The sequence below is a fragment of the Streptomyces calidiresistens genome (assembly GCF_014141525.1).
Taxonomy (GTDB): domain Bacteria; phylum Actinomycetota; class Actinomycetes; order Streptomycetales; family Streptomycetaceae; genus Streptomyces; species Streptomyces calidiresistens.
In genome coordinates this window covers 1-414 of the sequence record NZ_VKHS01001597.1, presented here as the reverse complement: position 1 = coordinate 414, position 414 = coordinate 1, and the positions used below count along the sequence as shown (strand labels likewise).

Annotated in this window: 1 pseudogene; it reads right to left on the bottom strand. The window is 83.6% G+C overall.

Going from position 1 to position 414, the window contains the following annotated elements:
• Positions 1-414: pseudogene (locus FOE67_RS28425) on the bottom strand (ATP-binding protein); the annotation flags it as partial.

Below are 414 nucleotides of genomic sequence, written 5' to 3'. Positions count from 1 at the left end.
GGGCGGGGCCGCCCGTCCCGGGGGAGGCGCTCTCCCCCGGGGTCCCGGCGCGTTCCGCGAGTTCGACGCCCCGCAGGAAAGCGGCCATCAGACCGGGGTCGTGACCGGCCCGGTCCCCCTGCCCGGCCTCGCGGGGCGGCGGGTCCCCCCGCAGTTCGGGCGCGAGGTGTTCCTGGCGCCGGCGGCGCGGGAGGTCGGGGCGGTCCTCCGCCGACGCCTCCCCCGCCTCCTCCGCCGTCGGAACGGGCGCGGGCGCGGCGACGGGCCCGTGGGCGGGGGTCGGTCGACCGGCGGGTGCGACCGGTTCCGGCGTCTTCCCCGGGACCGGGGCGCCGCCGGGAGCGGGGACGTCCCCGCGCGGGGTGTCGGCGACCGGGGCCGCCGGGAGCAGGGCCGGGGGCCCCGGTCGCCGAC